The 17,025-nt window shown below is 66.3% G+C and carries 14 protein-coding genes; 2 read left to right on the top strand and 12 right to left on the bottom strand.

Going from position 1 to position 17,025, the window contains the following annotated elements:
• Position 1 precedes the first annotated feature (1 nt).
• The 7 genes from pth to uxaC all read right to left on the bottom strand — a co-directional run bounded on the left by pth (position 2) and on the right by uxaC (position 8,547).
• Complete coding sequence (gene pth / locus ABIE24_RS10940; RefSeq protein ID WP_502916269.1) at positions 2 to 619, bottom strand: aminoacyl-tRNA hydrolase; 618 nt, start codon at positions 617 to 619, stop codon at positions 2 to 4.
• A gap of 84 nt (positions 620 to 703) precedes the next feature.
• Positions 704 to 1,297: a 50S ribosomal protein L25/general stress protein Ctc gene (locus ABIE24_RS10935; RefSeq protein ID WP_354499546.1), complete on the bottom strand. Its 594-nt coding sequence runs from the start codon at positions 1,295 to 1,297 to the stop codon at positions 704 to 706.
• A gap of 251 nt (positions 1,298 to 1,548) precedes the next feature.
• Positions 1,549 to 2,097 carry a gluconokinase gene (locus ABIE24_RS10930; RefSeq protein WP_354499544.1) on the bottom strand — a complete coding sequence of 183 codons (549 nt, stop codon included), beginning with the start codon at positions 2,095 to 2,097 and terminating at the stop codon, positions 1,549 to 1,551.
• A gap of 16 nt (positions 2,098 to 2,113) precedes the next feature.
• A complete protein-coding gene (gene manD, locus ABIE24_RS10925; protein WP_354499542.1) occupies positions 2,114 to 3,352 on the bottom strand; it encodes a D-mannonate dehydratase ManD in 1,239 nt (412 codons plus the stop codon).
• A 25-nt stretch (positions 3,353 to 3,377) separates the two neighbouring features.
• A complete protein-coding gene (gene uidB, locus ABIE24_RS10920; protein WP_354499540.1) occupies positions 3,378 to 4,862 on the bottom strand; it encodes a glucuronide transporter in 1,485 nt (494 codons plus the stop codon).
• Between the two features lie 806 nt (positions 4,863 to 5,668).
• Positions 5,669 to 7,138 carry a mannitol dehydrogenase family protein gene (locus tag ABIE24_RS10915; protein ID WP_354499539.1) on the bottom strand — a complete coding sequence of 490 codons (1,470 nt, stop codon included), beginning with the start codon at positions 7,136 to 7,138 and terminating at the stop codon, positions 5,669 to 5,671.
• Positions 7,135 to 8,547, bottom strand: a complete 1,413-nt coding sequence (gene uxaC / locus ABIE24_RS10910) for a glucuronate isomerase (protein WP_354499537.1) — start codon at positions 8,545 to 8,547, stop codon at positions 7,135 to 7,137. The genes ABIE24_RS10915 and uxaC overlap by 4 nt, the downstream gene beginning before the upstream one ends.
• A gap of 173 nt (positions 8,548 to 8,720) precedes the next feature.
• Between uxaC and ABIE24_RS10905 the strand changes: the two genes are divergently transcribed.
• Complete coding sequence (locus ABIE24_RS10905) at positions 8,721 to 9,581, top strand: sugar phosphate isomerase/epimerase family protein (RefSeq protein ID WP_354499535.1); 861 nt, start codon at positions 8,721 to 8,723, stop codon at positions 9,579 to 9,581.
• Positions 9,582 to 10,191: 610 nt separating this feature from the next.
• Here ABIE24_RS10905 and ABIE24_RS10900 read toward each other — a convergent pair.
• From ABIE24_RS10900 to ABIE24_RS10880, 5 genes are all read right to left on the bottom strand, one after another.
• Complete coding sequence (locus ABIE24_RS10900; RefSeq protein ID WP_354499533.1) at positions 10,192 to 11,247, bottom strand: LacI family DNA-binding transcriptional regulator; 1,056 nt, start codon at positions 11,245 to 11,247, stop codon at positions 10,192 to 10,194.
• 196 nt (positions 11,248 to 11,443) lie between these two features.
• Positions 11,444 to 12,610, bottom strand: a complete 1,167-nt coding sequence (locus ABIE24_RS10895) for a Gfo/Idh/MocA family protein (RefSeq protein ID WP_354499531.1) — start codon at positions 12,608 to 12,610, stop codon at positions 11,444 to 11,446.
• The gene (locus ABIE24_RS10890; RefSeq protein ID WP_354499529.1) at positions 12,607 to 13,659 is read right to left on the bottom strand and encodes a Gfo/Idh/MocA family protein; all 1,053 of its coding nucleotides are present in this window, start codon (positions 13,657 to 13,659) and stop codon (positions 12,607 to 12,609) included. The genes ABIE24_RS10895 and ABIE24_RS10890 overlap by 4 nt, the downstream gene beginning before the upstream one ends.
• The gene (locus ABIE24_RS10885) at positions 13,656 to 14,135 is read right to left on the bottom strand and encodes a Gfo/Idh/MocA family oxidoreductase (protein ID WP_354499528.1); all 480 of its coding nucleotides are present in this window, start codon (positions 14,133 to 14,135) and stop codon (positions 13,656 to 13,658) included. Before ABIE24_RS10885 ends, ABIE24_RS10890 begins: the two co-directional genes overlap by 4 nt.
• Positions 14,132 to 14,983, bottom strand: a complete 852-nt coding sequence (locus tag ABIE24_RS10880) for a sugar phosphate isomerase/epimerase family protein (RefSeq protein ID WP_354499526.1) — start codon at positions 14,981 to 14,983, stop codon at positions 14,132 to 14,134. Before ABIE24_RS10880 ends, ABIE24_RS10885 begins: the two co-directional genes overlap by 4 nt.
• A 232-nt stretch (positions 14,984 to 15,215) precedes the next feature.
• On the opposite strand from ABIE24_RS10880, the gene ABIE24_RS10875 reads away from it, so the two are divergent.
• Entirely contained in the window at positions 15,216 to 16,952 is a 1,737-nt protein-coding gene (locus ABIE24_RS10875; protein ID WP_354499523.1) for a glycoside hydrolase family 3 protein, read from the top strand.
• Positions 16,953 to 17,025: the final 73 nt, after the last annotated feature.

Below are 17,025 nucleotides of genomic sequence, written 5' to 3'. Positions count from 1 at the left end.
GTCAGGAAGGCGAGTGCACCTTCAGCTGCGCGGCCTGCAGGCCGTCCGTCGCGAGCAGGGCGACGGCATCCGCCGCATCGCCGACGAGATTGGGCAGAAGGTCGCGTTCGGTGCCGGCGAAGTCCTTGAGCACGAAATCGGCGGCGTCCTGGCGGCCCGGCGGGCGGCCGATCCCGACGCGCACGCGAAGGAAGTCAGGACTGTCAGCGGCCTTGGCGATGTCGCGCAGCCCGTTGTGGCCACCGTGGCCCCCGCCCTGCTTGAGTTTGACGGTGTCGAACGGGAGGTCGAGTTCGTCGTGCACGACGATGAGCCGGGAGGGATCGAGTGAATAGAACCGGAGCAACGCTGCGACCGGCCCTCCGGACACGTTCATGTAGCTGTTGAGCTTCGCCAGCACGAGCTTCGGGCCGCCCGGGGCGACGAAACCCTCCGCGACCACGGCCGGCGTCTTGTGCTTGCGGAATCCGGCGCCCATCCGGCTCGCGAGTTCGTCGACGACCATGTGCCCGACGTTGTGCCGGTTGCGCGCGTAGGCGGGACCGGGGTTGCCGAGACCGACGACGAGCCAGGTGTTCTCAGCCACGATCGGCTCCGTCTTCTTTCTCCGCCACCACATGATTCTCCTTGATACGCCGACGAGCCCGCCGGTCCGTGCCCGGCAGGGCGCGAACCGGGCGGGCTCTTCGCTGTGAAACCGAGGTTACTCGGCGGGTGCTTCGGCGGTTTCGCCTTCAGCTTCTTCTTCTTCTTCCGCTTCCGGCTCGGAGATGGCGACGACGAGCAGGTCGGGGTCGCTGAGCAGGGCGGAACCGGAGGGCAGCGTCACGTCCTTGGCAAGGATGTGCGCACCGGCCTCGAGGCCTTCGATCGAGACGACGAGGTTCTCGGGGATGTGCGTGGCCTCGGCCTCGATCGACAGCGTGGTCGCGTCGAGGTTGTGGATCGTTCCGGGAGCGGATTCGCCCTCGAGGTGCACGGGGATGTCAACGGTGACCTTTTCACCCTTGATGACCACGATGAGGTCGAGGTGCTCGATGATGCGGAGCACCGGGTCCTTCTGCACGTCTTTGACGAGCGCCAGGCTCTGCGTGCCGTCGATCTCGAGCTCGAGGACCGCGTTCGACTTGCGGATGATGAGGCCGATCTGGTGCGCGGGGAGCGCAACGTGCTTCGGCTCGGTGCCGCGGCCGTACATGACGGCGGGGATCTTGCCGGAGGCGCGGAGCTTGCGCGCCGCACCCTTGCCGAATGAGGTGCGGGTTTCCGCGACTACCTTGTTGCTGTCGTCAGCCATGGTGTTCTCCTTGGGTGAGCCTGAGCTCGATTGCGTGAACCGGAGCGCGCTCCGGATGGTCTGGGGAGGAGCCCGGGAATGCCCGGCTCCGTGTCAACTCGAACGCATGTCAGCGTGAGGAAAAGCCGGTCCAGTGTCGAAACCATGGTTGCCTTGCCCACCGCGTCGATTACGGATGCCGCCTGCGCCGTGACGCGCAGCATCCCTCGCCGAAGTTCAGTTGCTCAGTCTACCCCATACCCAGGCGGTCACTAGCGGCCGGGACGAGCAGCCGTTACGGCCTGGATAGCGGCGACGGCTTCGGAGACGATGGCAGGAACCTGCTGGTCGATGTCGACCACGATGCCGGGTTCGTCCGACTCGAGCGGTTCCAGGGTGGCGAATTGGGAGTCGAGCAGTGCGGGCGGCATGAAGTGGTCGCTTCGCCCTTCGAGCCGGGAGGCGAGAACCTCACGCGACCCGGAGAGATGCACGAACCTGGTGTCCGGCGCCTCCGTGAGAATCGCGTCCCGGTAGGCACGGCGCAGTGCGGAGCAGGCGATGACCATCCCTGTTCCCTGCCGACCGGCATCCGCCAGCGTCTTTCCCACGGTGGCGAGCCAGGGCCAGCGGTCGTGGTCGTTCAACGGCTGTCCGCCGGCCATCTTCTCGATGTTGGATTGCGGGTGGAGGGAATCACCGTCGACGAACGGAACCCCGAGGGCGCCGGCGATGAGCGCCCCGATGGTGCTTTTGCCCGATCCGGAGACCCCCATCACAATGATCTGGGCGCCCTCGGGTGTTCCGTCGTCGTTAGTCATGTGTCGATTCTCCTACTTACCAGTCGTGGACGGTGCCATCGGCCAGCCGGTTGTACGGCAGGTAGGCGGTCTCATACGGGTACTTTCCGGCTTCGTCGACGTTCAGCTCGACGCCGATTCCCGGCTTGTTGCCCGGGTGCAGCATGCCGTCGTTCCAGGTGAAGGACTGCTCGAAGACGCTGTTGGTCTTCTCGCCGTGCTGCATGTACTCCTGGATGCCGAAGTTGTGGATGGCCATTCCCAGGTGCATGGCGGCGGCCATGCCGACCGGCGAGATGTCGGTGGGTCCGTGCATCCCCGACTTGATCTGGTACTGCGCGGCGTAGTCCAGCACCTTCTTGAGGTGCGAGATGCCTCCGGTGTGGGTAACGGCGCTGCGCACGTAGTCGATGAGCTGCTCGCGGATGATCTGCTGGTAGTCCCAGACCGTGTTGAAGATCTCACCGATGGCCAGCGGGGTGGTCGTGTGCTGGCGAACGAGGCGTAATGCCTCAGGGTTCTCGGCCGGGGTGCAGTCCTCGAGCCAGAACAGGTCGTACGGTTCGAGCGACTTGCCGAGCTTTGCCGCCTGGATCGGCGTCATCCGGTGATGACCGTCGTGGAGCAGCGGGATCTCAGGGCCGAACTCGTTGCGGACGGCCTCGAACACGGTGGGAACGTGGCGCAGGTAGCTGCGCGTGTCCCAGTCCTCCTCCGCCGGCAGCGCACCCCGCTGGGCAGGCTCGTGGTCGTAACGGACGCCCGTGTTTGCTTCGAACGTCGCGTTCGACGCGATGCCGTAGATCGACTTCAGGCCTGGCACGCCGGTCTGGATGCGGATCGACTTGTAGCCCTGCTCCTGGTGCTCGCGCACGCTGTCGAAAAGTTCGGGAAGCGACTTGCCCGAGGCGTGGCCGTACGCCATGAGGCCTGTGCGCGATGCGCCGCCGAGCAGCTGGTACAGCGGCATGCCCGCAGCCTTGGCCTTGATGTCCCAGAGGGCGACGTCGACGGCGGCGATGGCCGCCATGGTCACCGGACCACGGCGCCAGTATGCGCTGCGGTACAGGAACTGCCAGGTGTCCTCGATGTTGCGGGCGTCGCGTCCGATCAGGAGGGGCACGACGTGCTCCTTGAGATACGCCACCACGGAGAGTTCGCGCCCGTTGAGCGTCGCGTCGCCGAGCCCGGTGAGCCCGTCTTCGGTGGTGAGCTTCAACGTGACGAAGTTCCGGTCGGGACTCGTGACGATTACTTCGGCCTTCTCAATTTTCATGGCTGTTCCTTGGTCGAGGGGTGGGTTACTTGTCTGTGGACGGGAGGGCGTCGGTCGGCGGGACCGCGGTCGGCCCGGGGCGTTGCGCCGTGAAAGCGGCGGTGGAGAGCGCCGGGTCGATCTGCTCGGGGTTCTGGCCGGACTTCTCGCGACGCTCGGCGATCTCGAGGACGATCTCCTTGTGTCGCTTGTCGGTCAGCGGGTAGAAGATCATGACGGCGATGGCGAGGATGCTGGCGGCCAGCGGGATGAGACCGGCACCGGCGCGTATCCCCCACTCCGCTTGTGCGGACTGCACGGTCTCACCGGCGACGTACCCACCCCAGGCGAGCGCATAGGCAGCGAGTGCACCGCCGACGGCCTGTCCGGTCTTGCGGGTGAAGGAGAACAGGGCGTAGATGATTCCTTCGGCTCGGACGCCGGTCTTCCATTCGCCGTACTCGACGGTGTCGGCTTCGAGCGCCCAGACGAGCATGTTGACGAGGACGATGCCGAGCTGGCAGATCACCAGGCCGGAAAACCCGAGCCAGACCATGCTCGGCGGAGCGAGGAAGACGACAATCCCGCCGACGCCCATGATGCCGCCGCCGACCATGTAGGCGGCGCGTTTCCCGAACGTGCGGACGATCTTCGGAACGAATCCCGCGAGCCCGAAGACGATGATGAGCTGAAGTATGGAGAACACGGCGTACAGCGGAAGGGCGTGGAGCACGTCGCGCAGGTAGTACAGCTGAACGGTGCTGAGCGCCAGCATGCCGGTGAGGAACACGAACGAGCTGATGCAGAGCAGAACGAGCGGCTTGTTGCTCTTGAGGATCGCGAAGCTCTGCTTCATGGTCACGTGCGGCACGTCGCGCTTGACCCGCTCCTTCGCCGTGAACGCGGTGAAGAAGTACAGCGCGGTCCCGACGACGACGAAGCCGAGCGTCATGGAGGTGAAGATCGCCTGCAGGTCGTTGTCCTTCGTGATCAACGGGGCGACGAAGATGCCGAGTCCGGCGCCGACGATCATGGCGCCGATGGTCCGGGCGCTGGCGAGCTTCGCGCGTTCGCTGGGGTCCTGCGTCATCGCACCGGCGAGTGAGCCGTAGGGGATGTTCACGAGGCTGTACGCCAGGCCAAGCGCGGCATAGGTCAGGTAGGCGTAGATCAGCACGCCCGTCTCACCGATCTGCGGGATCGAGAAGGTGGCGACGCTCAGGAGCAGGAGGGGTATCGAGCCGAACATGAGGAACGGACGGAACTTGCCGAAGCGCTTGCTGTACGTCTTGTCGACGACCCGCCCGGCGAAGAGATCGGCGAAAGCGTCGAAGACCCGGACGACCAGCAGGAGAGTGCCTGCAGCGGCGGCGGAGATCCCGGCGACATCCGTGTAGTAGATCAGCAGGAACATCGTGGCGGTGGTGAAAGCCAGGTTGTTGGCGGCGTCGCCCGCGCCGTAGCCGACGATGCTGAGCTTGGTCAGCTTGCCTGCTGACTCAGCCGGGGGCTTGGTGATGCTCGAACTCATGGAAGGGCTCCTTTACCCGTGGTGCCGCGAACGGCTAGACGTTTCGTGTGCTTCGCGAGCGAAGCGGGGTCATGCGGGCAGCACGAGCAGCTGCGGGCATTCGTTTGGGGTCGGCAACCTCGCCGGTCGAGGTGCTCGCCAGGATGGCAAGGTTGCCGAGCTGTGGGGAATCGGGTCGATTCCTGATCGACGCGGTGCGCGAACCCGCAGCGGAGGGTCGAGGCGCTGGCGGAATGCGTGTGCCGACATGGCCTCTCCTCTTCGCTTCGTTGCGGGGACGCGCCCTCGCGAAAACTTTCAGTTCAATCGGGTGTTTCGCCGATTCGCTGATTAACAGTGAAACACGGATGATGCCTTTTGGCAAGCGGTTGCCACTCATCCATGCCAACACGATTTCGGGCCGGGTCTCTTCCGTCTCAAATCGCGGTGCTATCGGGGTGGGTTCCAGTGACGCGAAGGCCCCGTTTGGACGCCCTTTCGGTGCTTTTGCGTCACCGGAACCGGCAGCCATTGGGTGAGACGGCGTTCCAATGACGCGAAGACCCCGTTCGGACGCCCTATCGGTGCTTTTGCGTCACCGGAAGCGGCAGCCATTGGGTGAGACGGCGTTCCAGTGACGCGAAGACCCCGTTCGGACGCCCCATCGGTGCTTTTGCGTCACCGGAAGCGGCAGCCATTGGGTGAGACGGCGTTCCAATGACGCGAAGGCACCGTTCGGACGCCCTATCGGTGCTTTTGCGTCACCGGAAGCGGCAGCCCCTGGGTGAGACGGCGTTCCAATGACGCGAAGACACCGTTCGGACGCCCTATCGGTGCTTTTGCGTCACCGGAACCGGCAGCCATTGGGCGCTACGCCCGGGCCGCCACCGACTCGGCAGGACGGCGCGGATGGCCGCGAAGACGTCGTCATCCTCGACCAGGCGGTCGTCCACGAGGCGCAGGAGCGCTTCGTCGACCCCGTCGGCCGACGCGAGCGCCGCGTCGATCTGAGACGCGTGCGCGTCGGGAAGGAACGCACCCGACAGCACGAGTGCCAGCCAGGATCCGATGGCACGGATGCCGGCAGCACCCTCGCGCCCGCTTCGCCGCTCGGCGAGCAGAACAGGAACGACACGCACACGCAGCTTCGTGACCCCGTCCATGCCGATCTGGGTGAGCTTGTGCTCGATCCGGGCGTTCGTGAAACGCTCCAGCAGAGACGTCCGGTAGGCGTCGAGGTCGAGACCCTCCGGCAGGTTGCGGGCCGCATCGTCCCAGAAGGACGTGACCCAGCCCAGGCAGGTCTCATCTGCGATGGCGGAAGCCACGGTCTCATGCCCGCGGAGGCGACCGGCGTATGCCAGCAGGCTGTGCGCCCCGTTGAGGAGCCACAGCTTGCGGCGCTCGAAGGGTTCGATCTCGTCGACAAAGCGGGCGCCTGCGCGCTCCCAGGCCGGACGCCCGGCGGGGAAGTTCCCGGCGAGCACCCAGTCCCTGAACGGTTCGGTGACCACCGGGGCGGCGTCCAGCCACCCGGACAGCACTGAGGCCGCCTCGATGTCGGCGGCGGTGGTCTTCGGCGTGATGCGATCCACCGAGGTGGAGACGAAGGAGACGTTGGACGCGATCCACGCGGCTGTCTCAGGGTCGGCCAGCGCGGCGAGCGCGGTCAGGCCTCGTGCGACGAAGTCGCCGTTGTTCGGCATGTTGTCGCACGGAACGATGGCGAGCGGGCCGCCTCCTGCGAGGCGGCGGGCGTGCAGCCCGAGAACCAGACGGCCCAGCGTCGTCGTGGGTCCGCCGTCGAACGCTGCCGAGGTTTCGCCGAGGTGGCTGGTGAGCCAGTCGAGATCGGCTGACACCGCGGCATCCGCCAGGTTCGGTTCCGCAGAGGCGGTGAGCCTGTAGCCGGCTTCCGTGATGGTGGTCGTCACGATTGCGGTCGACGATGCGGCAAGAAGCTCGACGAAGCGTGAAAGATCGGCTCCGTCCACGGCTTCGACGATGCTCGGGATGACGGAAGCCACGTCGCGCTCCGCTGAGCGCTCGATCAGCGTGTACAGGCCCTCCTGCGGCGCAAGCTCGTTGGCGGCGGTGGCGTTGCGCCCGGTGAAGGCGGCGATGCCCCACTCCCCTGCCTCGTCGACCTGCGCGGTGTACCAGGCCTGGTGGGCGCGGTGGAAGGCGCCCAGGCCGATGTGGACGATCCGCACCGGGGCGATCGCGTTCGTTACGCCCTCGCGCTCGGCGAACGATTCGCGGGTCAGCGGGGAGGCAGAGATGGGCGGGATGCTCACAGTTTGAAGACCTTTCGGGGCATGGAGTCGACGAGATCGACGGCGATGCGTTCGGCGGCGGCCTGGTCGATCCGCCCCTCGCGCACGAGTCGCGCAAGGAAGGCGGAGTCAAGCCGGCGTGCCATGTCGTGGCGTGCGGGGATGGAGAGGAAGGCACGGGTGTCGTCGATGAAGCCGGAGCTGCGGTAGAACCCCGCGGTCTCGGTGACGGCCGCGCGGAACCGGGTCACGGCATCCGGTGCGTCGAGGAACCACCACGGCGCGCCGATGTAGACGCTCGGGTAGAAGCCGGCGAGCGGGGCGACCTCGCGGGAGTAGACGGTCTCGTCGACGCTGAAGAGGACGAGGTGGAAGTCCTTCTCGTTGCCGTACCGTTCGAGGAGGGGGCGGATGTTCTCCACGTAGGTCGTCGGAACCGGGATGTCGTGCCCGGTGTCCGGCCCGAACGCCGAGAACGTCTCGCTCGAGTGGTTGCGGTAGACGCCCGGATGCACGGTCATGACGAGCCCGTCGTCGACGCTCATGCGGGCGCTCTCGAGCAGCATGTGGCCGGTGAAGGCGCGGGCCTCTGCCGCGCTGAGCGTCCCGGCGAGTCCCTTCTCGAAGAGGGCGGCGGCATCCGATTCGGGCAGATCGAGGGTGTATGGCTCGAGCACACCGTGGTCGGCGGAGACGGCGCCGTTCTCGACGAAGAACCGGCGCCGGCCGGCGAGGGCGTCGAGGTAGCCGGCGTAGCTCGAGACGGATGTCCCGTTCCAGTCCGCGAGGCGGGCCACGTTCGCGGCCCAGGTCGGCGTGGCGGGGTTGAGGTAGGCGTCGGGGCGGAAGGTGGGCAGGACCCGTCCCGAGAAGGCCGGGTCGGCCGCGAGGGCACGGTGCGGCGCGAGGTCGTCCATGGGGTCGTCGGTGGTGGCCATCACCTCGATACCGAAACGTTCGAACAACGCGCGGGGGCGGAATTCCGGGGTGGTGAGCGATTCCTGGATGCGGTCGAAGACGGCATCCGCGTTGTCGGTGTCGGGGTGGACGTCGAGCCCGAACTGCTCGCTGAAGGTGTTCTGGAGCCAGTAGCCGGACGCGGTCCCCGCGTAGAGGTGCCAGTTCTCACTGAAGGTGCGCCAAATGTCGCGCGGTGAGGCGACCGTTCCGGGCGCTGCGCGGTCCGGGATGCCCAGCGCCTCGAGGCTGATGCCCGACGCGTGCATCAGTCGGGTGACGTAGTGATCGAATCGGATGAAGAGTTCAGCGGGGTTCGGGAACGGCTGATCCTCGACGAGGAGCGCCGGGTCGACGTGACCGTGCGGCGAGAGGATGGGCAGGTCCTTCACCTGCCCGTAGAGCGCGCGAGCCACCTCACGGGTGGAGGGGTCGGCGGGGAACAGGCGGTCGGGATCGAGTTGCAGCTTCATTGACACCCTTTCATTCAAGCCGCTCCCTCCCGGTTTTGTCAACCGGTTGCCATTTCTTGCACGAATGTGTCAGACTGGGCCGCATCAAGGGACCAGCCTCGGTCCAATCTGTCAACCGGCTTCCGTCTTCGGCAGCCGCGCATCCAGTCCCCGAATCCAATGGAGGAATTCCCGTGGCGAAAATCGGCGTCCAGGCCATGATGCTCAAAGACAGCTTCGTTGAGGTCGGAGCGCTCGAGACGCTCCGCAAGGTGAGCGAGATCGGCTATTCCGCTGTTGAGATCTCGCAGATCCCGATGACTCCCGAGAATGTCGACGAACTGGCGCGGTCCCGCGACGAACTCGGCATGGACATCGCCTCGCTTTCCGCCAACCTGAGGATCGCACCGGGCACGCCAGGCGAGTCGCTCACCACCGGGTTCGACAAGATCGTCGCCGACGCGAAGGCGCTCGACGTGTCGATGGTCCGGATCGGCATGCTGCCATTCGACGCGATGGGGTCACTCGACAAGGTTCTCGACTTCTGCGACGCCACGAACGATGTGGCCGCGCGACTCGCCGAGCAGGGCATCGGCCTTTACTACCACAACCACCACATCGAGTTCGCGAAGTACGACGGCAAGCACCTGCTCGACATCATCGCCGACCGCGCGCCCCTCCTGGGCCTCGAACTCGATGTGCACTGGATCCAGCGCGGTGGCCTCGACCCCGTGTCGACGATCGCGAAGTACAGCGACCGGGTCGCAATGATCCACCTCAAGGATTACCGGATCGGGTCGATGCCGGATTCCGCCTTCGAAGCCCTGGCATCCGGGGACATCCCCGCCTTCATGGCGGCGTTCACCGGTGTCGTGCAGTTCGCCGAGGTGGGCGAGGGTAACCTCGACTTCCCGGGGATCATTGAGCAGAGCCTCGCCAGCGACGCGAAGTACCTCCTGGTCGAGCAGGACGACCTCTACGGTCGCGACGTCTTCGACTGCCTGGCGACGTCGAGGAACAACCTCGTCGCGCTGGGCTACGAGCACCTGTTCTGAGCCCGGGCATCCGCAGAGATCGTGGCTCGGCCCATTGGGTGAACTGCGCCCATCGAGTCACCACAACCTGCTGCTGAGGGCTCGAGTTCGCACAGAACGCAGCTCACGGATGCCACAAGCAACGATTCGCGGCGAATCGAACGCCCCGAGGCGGCCGGCCCCCGCTCAGCCGCCCGAACCATCGGTCTCAAGGGCCGTCCGGGCGATCGACTGGTCCCTGAACGCTCTCCGATTGCCCACGAACGACCGTCTCGGCCCAATCGGGTGAACTGCGCCCACGAGTCACCCGGCTGCTGAGGGCTCGAGTTCGCACAGAACGCAGCTCACGGATGCAACAAGCAACGATTCGCGGCGAATCGAACGCCCCGAGGCGGCCGGCCCCCGCTCAGCCGCCCGAACCATCGGTCCCAAGGGCCGTCCGGGCGATCGACTGGTCCCTAAACGCTCTCCGATCGCCCACGAACGACCCTCCAGGCCCAATCGGTGGAGCTGCGCCATCGAGTCACCACAAACGACTGCTGAGGGCTCGAATTCGCACAGAACGCAGCTCACGGATGCCACAAACAACAATTCGCGGCGAATCGAACGCCCCGAGGAGCCCGGCCCCCGCTCAGCGGCTTGACGGCCCGGTCGACCCGCGCACGATCAGCGACGTCACGATCGGCTCGTCGTTGCCGCCCGACGCAACCCGGTCGGCCCCGAGCATCTCGAGCATCAGCCGCACGGCACGTTCGCCGGCGAGGCCCAGTGGGGTTCGAACCGTCGTCAGCGCCGGTGACGTGAAGTCGGAACCGAAGATGTCGTCGAAGCCGATGACGCTCAGCCGGCCGGGCACGTCGATCCCCTGGTCGGCCGCGGCACGGAGAAGACCGATGGCCATGAGGTCGTTGTAGGCGACGACAGCGGTGACGCCCGCGGCGACAACCCGGGACAGCGCTGCCCGTCCACCGTCGAGTGTGGGCACACCGGGTCCGATCTCGACGATGGTCATGCCGCAGGCAAGGGCACGCTCCAGCAGGGCCGTCCAGCGGGTGGTACTCATCCACGAGTTCGCCGGCCCGGACAGGTAGGCGATGCTCTTGTGCCCGAACTCGGCGAGGTGGGCGACAGCCTGGTCGATGCCGGGAGTCACGTCGGGCAGGATGCTCGACACTCCCTCGACATCCCGGTTGATGACCACCAGCGGTTTGGCCTCGGCCAGTCGCTGGATCTGCTCGTCGTTGAGCCGGGTGGTGCCGAGGATGAGTCCGTCCACAGAGGGCTGGATCCGCTCAGCGGTCGTGGCTTCACGCTCCCCGGACTCCTCGGACTCCGCGATCACGAGCGTGTAGCCCTGTTCCGCGGCGGCGTGCTCGGCGCCGCGGACGATGCCGAAGATCATCGGGTTGGTGATGTCGGCCAGCAGCAGCCCGAGCGTGTTCGTGCGACCGGTCGGCAGGGCGCGAGCCATCGGGTTGAGCCGGTAGTTCAGCTCTTTCGCCGCCGCGTGGATGCGCTCTTCGGTTTTGATGTTGATTCGTCCGGGCTGGCTGAGCGCGCGTGAGACAGTGGACGGGTTCACCCCGGCCAGCTTCGCGACATCGTAGATCGTGGGAGCTGACTTGCCTCCGCGCGGCGCGCGAACGCGCGCCGGGCGAGGGGGCTCCGCTGCGGCGTCGCTCGACATGTCAGCACTCCTCCGGGCGTTGGCACGCCGTCTGCAGTGGGCCTGGACGGCCCTTCTCTACGGTATCGCACGCCCTCGATGCCGATCACGCCGCAACACCGGCGTGGGCATCCAGTCCGCGTCGTCCGGCCGCCGTCGCAGCGCGTAGCCACGAAACGGCACGAACCAACCCCGGACGAGCGCGGAATGCGGGCGACTAGTTACGCTCCGGGAAGGTGCCTTCCGCAGCGATCCGGGAGTTCAGTTCCGCGAGGAACACGTCCTCGTCGAAGTCGAGCGAGACCTCCTGCCCGGTCCACGCCGAGAGGTGGATGGCGTTCGCGAGGCGCACGCCCTGGATGCCATCGGAACCGGGGGCGAGCAACGGCGTCCCCTCGAGGATGTTGGCGGCGAAGTTCTCGAGCACGCCGGAGTGTTGCGCTCCCCAGGCGGAATCGAACTCGATCGTCTCCTGCGTGTACAACTCGTCGACGTTGAGCTGCCCCATGAACAGCTTCGTGACGTCGTCCATGCCCATGCTCTCGGAGAGCTCGCGCTCGGGTCGATTGAGCCGGGTGACCGTCGCCGTCTTGCTGTTCTCGACCACGATCTTGCCCTGGTCGCCGACGATCTCGAACCGGTCCGTCCCGGTCAGCTCGTGGGTTGCCGTGATGAAGACGCCCGTGGCGCCGTTGCCGTAGTCGACGAGCGCGGTGACTTCGTCTTCGACGGCGATGTTCCGTCGGTAACCGAACGCCACCTTCGAGTAGACCGACTTCGGGACCCCGCAGATCCACTGCCACAGGTCGAGTTGGTGGGGCGCCTGGTTGACGAGGACCCCGCCGCCTTCGCCGCCCCAGGTCGCGCGCCACGCGCTCTGGTCGTAGTAGCCCTGCGGTCTCCACCAGTTCGTGATGATCCAGTTCGTCCGCAGGATGGTGCCGATTTCGCCGTTGTCGACGATCTCCTTCAGGCGGATGTACAGCGGGTTGTTCCGCTGGTTGAACATGATGCCGAAGCTGAGGTCGGGCTTGGACGCAGCGAACGCGTTCAGCTCGGCGACCTGCCTGGTGTAGACCCCTGCCGGCTTCTCGAGAAGGGCGTGGATGTTCCGCTGCAGCGCGTCCATTCCCATCTGCGGGTGGAGGAAGTGGGGGACGCAGGTGACGATGGCGTTGACGGTACCGCTGTCGAGCAGGTCGAGGTAGTCCTCGAAGAAGGCGGCATCCGGGAAACTTTCAGCGGCGATGGCAGCCTTCTCGGGGTTGTGGTCGGCGATCGCCGCCACTTCCATGTTAGGAACGAGGCCGTCGGCGATGAACCTGGCGTACATCGAACCCTGGGCGCCGAGCCCGATGATTCCGAGGCGGACTTTTGTCGTCATGGCTGGAGATTCCGTTCTGTTATGTCGGGTAGCGGGGAAACGGCACGGTCGGCCCGCTGGGGATAGGACTGGTCGTAGACCTCCTGGACGATCTCGAAGGAGGCTCGGGCGGCGACCGGGTCGATCCAGAACATGCCGTCCTCGGCGAGGCTGGAATAGAAGTCCTGGATGAGCAACTCGTGGGAGACGCCCCAGTAGGCGCGCTCCCCCGTCGCTGTCGCCACTTCGGCCACCGTGTCGACAGTGCCGTCGGCATGCGTCACGGTCAGGTCGCCGCGGAGGTGAAGCGTCGCTTTCTCGGTCACGATCTCGATGTCGACCGGCGCGTTCGACGCATGCCCCAGCGTCGCGTAGAGCACGCTCCGGGCACCGCCCTCATGCGTGAGCACCATTTCGGCAGTGTCCTCGACCTCGATGACGTCGTCCAGGTGTCGGGTGCTGGCGTTCCCGCGAACCGAGGTGACCGGGCCGACGAGCCATTGGACGAGGTCGACGGTGTGGATGGCCTGGTTCATGAGGAGCCCGCCGCCGCCGGTCGACCAGCGCCCCCGCCAGGGGCGGTCGAGGTAGTACGCGGCAGCCCGGTGCCAGAGCACCGTGGCCGAGGAGCCGAGCACACGCCCGAGTTCGCCGGTCGACAGCGCCAGGTGCGCTGCGCGCACAGGCGCGTTGTACCGGTTCTGGAAGCAGATCGCGATCTTCGCCCTGCTCGCTTTCGCGGCGTCGACGAGCCTCGCCGCTTCGTCCCGCGTGTGCGCCACCGGTTTCTCCAGCACCACGTGGATGCCACGCTGGAGGGCATCCGCCGCGATGGCGGCGTGGGTGGAATGCGGCGTGCAGACGTGCACGACATCCGGGCGCGCCTCGTCGAACAGGGCGAGGTGGTCAGCGAAGCCCGGGACGCCGTTCGCAACGGATGCCGCCGCCAGGCGCCCGGGGTCGGTGTCGCAGACCGCGACCAGGTGGGCTCCTGCAACGGTGGTGATCGCAGCGAGGTGGAGGGCCGAGATGTCGCCGCAGCCGATGATTGCGGCGCGATACCCGGTCATACGTCGGCCCCCGATGAGGCAGCAAGGGGGCCACGGCCCATGCTGCTGAGCACGTTCTCGTACTGGCGGACATGATCGGAGAACGCGGCGTCGACCGACCCCTGACGGTCTCGCGACGATGCATCGTCGAACGGAAACCATCGGCCTGGACCGCTGTCGCCCGGGTCGCGGTTTCCTCCGACGACCGTCTTTCCGGCGGCGACCGCCTGGCCTGCCGCCGAGGAATCCTCGATCTCACCGATGGCGACGATGTCGATGGCGAGCGCCGCCAGTGCGCTGTCCAGATCGGCGAAAAGCAGGGCGCGCTCCCCCTCGAACCGATGAACGATTCGTTCGATCATCGCGGCCCCCGAAGCGGCATCCGGATCGACGATCGCGACGAGCCGGAGGTCGGGATGCGCGACGACGACCCGGGCATGCGTCCGGGCGAGCGTCCCAGCGCCGAGGATCGCAACGGTGGCCGGTCCTGGGGTCATTTGGTGCCCACCCCGATTCCCGAGAGCAGACCGCTGAACGCACGGGCCGCCTGGCCGAAGGCCGCCGGACCCGAGAAGCCACCGAGGGCATGCGCCTCATCGAGGTGTGGTTCGAGGGACGCGAAGCCGGTGTAGCCGTCGTCCCTCAACGCGGTGAGCGTTTCGAGGACCTGGCCGTCACCCTCGCCCGCCGGGACGACCGCGCCGGTGGCGGCGACGGCATCCTTCACCTGGAGGTAGTCGAGGTACGGCCGCAGCATCGCGTAGCCGTCGTCATGGGGATGCGCGACGCCCACCTGGACGAAGTTCGCGCTGTCCCAGGCGAGTCTGAGCGCAGCCGAACCAACCGACTCGACGAGGTCGAGCACCCGCTCGGGGGTGTCGCCGTAGATGTCCTTCTCGTTCTCGTGCAGGAGGAGAACGCCTTCGCGCTCCGCCTCGTCGGCGAGGAGCCGCATCCGGAGCATCACGTCGTCGCGGGTCGACTCGACCGGGACGCCCTCGCCGCGGAAGAAGGAGAAGACCCGGATATTCGGGGTCCCGAGAGCGTGGGCCACCCGGATGATGCGCCGCAGGCGCTGCACCTCCAGCTCGGGGTCCAACGAGACATCGACCTTGCCGATCGGGGAGGCGACGGCGGATGCCTGCATGCCCTGTTTGGCCAGCAAAGCGGCGAGTGTCGACAGCTGGTCGTCGGAGAGGTCGACGACGTTGGTGCCCCACGCGCTGCGCACCTCGATGTGCGAGGCACCGAGGGCCTTGAGCACGGCGACCTGCACGGCGGGGTCTGGGTCGATCTCGTCGCCGAAACCGGAGAGGGTCCAGGTAACAGCTCTGGATTGGGTCATGGAAGAAGCCACCTTTGGGTTGGTCACGTCGCTGGGAACCTCGGCGGAATGGAACGGATCCGCAAGGCGATGGGCCTCAGCCTAGGTCGGTTTTGCCATTTATGCAACCGATTGCCAAATGGTGCGTCGGCCGTTTGGCAATCGGTTGACAAATCGGCGCGGCGTGGTGTCTCATAGAAAGATGCCGCGGGTGTCTCCGCGCCGTGCTTCCCCTGAAAACAAGGATGTCCTCATGGTCGATCTCCGCGCCAAGCCCTTCTTCCTCGACGATGCCGCTGTCGCCTGGGTCGAGGAAACGCTCGAGTCGCTCACGCTCGAGGAGAAGATCGGCCAGCTCTTCATCAACCTCAACGTGTCGTTCGACGAGGGCTACCTCGACAACATCGTCGGCAACTACGCCGTCGGCGGAATCCGCTACATGGGCGCGGATTCGAAAACCGTGCAGGACCACATCCGCTACGCGCAGTCGAAGGCGAAGGTTCCCCTCCTCGTCGCATCCAATCCTGAGATGGGCGGCGCAGGCAGCGCCGACGACGGGACGCTCGTCGCGACGCACCTCGCGGCCGGGTCTCACCCCGACAAGTCCATCGCACGGCTCATGGGCCAGGTCGCCGGCCGGGAGACCGCCGCGATGGGCTGCAACTGGGCGTTCGCCCCGATCGTCGACATCCACTACAACTGGCGCAACACGGTGATCAGCACCCGCTCGTTCGGAAACACCCCGGACGTCGTCATCGAACGGGCCAAGGAGTACTTCGACGGCATCAGCGAGTCGAACACCGTCTGCGCGATGAAACACTTCCCCGGCGACGGCATCGACGAACGCGACCAGCACGTGGTCACGAGCTACAACACCCTCGGCTACCACGACTGGAACGCCAGCTACGGCCGGGTCTACCGGGAACTCATCGACCACGGTGTGCAATCCATCATGATCGGGCACATCGGCGCCCCCGACCTGTCGAAGCATTTCCGCCCCGAAATGACGGATGCCGACATCCTCCCCGCCACGCTGGCCCCCGAACTCCTCAACGACCTCCTCCGGACCGAACTCGGCTTCAACGGCCTGATCCTCACCGACGCGTCGATGATGATCGGGATGACGCAGGCGAAGAAACGCAGCGAGCTCGTCCCGGCGGCGATCGCCGCCGGCTGCGACATGTTCCTGTTCTTCCGCAACGCGGACGAGGACTTCCGGTACATGCTCGACGGATACCGCAGCGGCGTGATCACCGAAGAGCGCCTCCGCGACGCCGTGCTTCGCATCCTCGCGCTCAAGGCGTCGCTCGGCCTGCACGCAACGCCGCGGAACGAGCTCGTTCCGGGCCCTGAAGCGCTGGCGGTCATCGGCAGCGCCGAGCACCACGCCATCGCAGCGACGATCGCCGACAAGACGGTCACCCTCGTCAAGGACACCCAGGGCAACCTCCCCCTCACGCCCGAGACGCACAAACGCATCCGGCTGTACGGAATCAGTGGGCAGGCCGACTTCACCGGGACGGACCCGAGCGGCTACCTCGAGGTCGCGAGGGACGAACTGGAGAAGGCCGGCTTCGACGTGCACGTCTTCAAGAACGCGAAGCAGCGCGCCGCCGAGGGCGAAGAGAACGTCTACTTCCACACCGTCATGGCCGATGAAGCCAACGAGCAGTACGCCGAGAAGTACGACGCCGCGATCGTCTTCGCCAACGTCACCGGTTTCGCGCAGGAGGCGAGCATCCGCATCACCTGGTCGACGCCGATGGCTGCTGAAATCCCCTGGTACGTCACCGAGGTCCCCACGGTCTTCGTGTCGCTCGCGCAGCCGAATCACCTGATCGACGTGCCGATGGTCAAGACGATGATCCACGCGCACGCGCCGAGCCGCGAAGCGATCGCCGCAGCGGTCGAGAAGATCCAGGGTCTCTCGAAGTTCACCGGTACGTTCAACGAGAACGTCTGGTGCGACACCTTCGGAACCAGGCTCTGACCTCACCACGCCACCGGCGTCACGTGAGGAATCCGACATACCCGATTTGCTAGCGTGTACACCAAGCCCGGTC

Origin of the sequence: Mycetocola sp. 2940, assembly GCF_040548835.1 — a bacterium.
In the GTDB taxonomy this organism is placed as follows: Bacteria; Actinomycetota; Actinomycetes; order Actinomycetales; family Microbacteriaceae; genus Mycetocola_A.
The sequence above is the reverse complement of the archived record's forward strand: the minus strand, read 5'-3'. Positions and strand labels throughout refer to the sequence as shown.